Source organism: Vibrio sp. 1978, from assembly GCF_033344345.1.
Map to the genome: position 1 here is coordinate 1 of NZ_JAWPOP010000338.1, position 785 is coordinate 785.

At 52.5% G+C, this 785-nt stretch carries 1 protein-coding gene and 1 pseudogene; one reads left to right on the forward strand and one right to left on the reverse strand.

Annotated elements, in window-relative coordinates:
* A partial coding sequence (locus tag R8N49_RS26480; RefSeq protein WP_318190363.1) for a thioesterase domain-containing protein occupies nucleotides 1-407 on the forward strand: 407 nt, incomplete at its 5' end.
* Here the strand turns inward: R8N49_RS26480 and R8N49_RS26485 are convergent.
* Nucleotides 393-785: pseudogene (locus R8N49_RS26485) on the reverse strand (AsmA family protein); the annotation flags it as partial. The gene R8N49_RS26480 and the pseudogene R8N49_RS26485 overlap by 15 nt on opposite strands.

Consider the following 785-nt stretch of genomic DNA (forward strand, 5'->3'; position numbering starts at 1 on the left):
CGGACAAAATGGGCATCAAAATCAACCAATACACCGGTTATCAGTTCGAATGCAGTGCCCAGCTCAATCCGAATTTGAACCCGCACAATACGATGTTTGCTGGTTCGGCATTTACGTTGGCAACGCTGACGGGATGGGGAATGACGTGGTTACTGCTCAAAGAGCGCGGTTTGCATGGCGATATTGTTCTGGCAGACAGCTCGATTCGTTATCGTCATCCGGTGGATCAAAATCCGGTGGCGAGTACCTCGCTTGATGGTATCAGTGGTGATTTGGATCGCTTGGCGTCAGGGCGCAAGGCGCGCATTGTCATCCATGTGGTGATGTACAGCGGCGATACGCCTGCGGTTGATTTCGTTGGCACGTATATGCTGTTGCCCAACTATTCGCAGCTACTCAGTTGCTAGTTCTTCTTCGGCTACGACCTCGTTCGTAGCCGGCTCTAACTCTTCTGTTATCTCCTCAACCAGCTCTTCTTCCGGTTGCTCTAGATTCGCCTCTGCAATGCTATGAAAGCTCGATTCCTCCGGCTGAGCATCGTTCGTTGGTACGTTCGGCGTTAAGTGGTCTGGCTGTTGTGGTGAGTCGCAGTCATTACGTGATATTTCACCATCGAGCAGATCGCCTATGATTATGCCGCATTGATCCTTGAGCTGGAATGTCAAACCGCTGAGTGGGTTGTTGGCCATGTCAAACTCGCCGCCTAGCCGACCGGAGATGACATTGCCGGAGATGGTTACAGGCTTGAGCGATACTGCGCCCCGCTGCGCGTGCACTCGAATAGG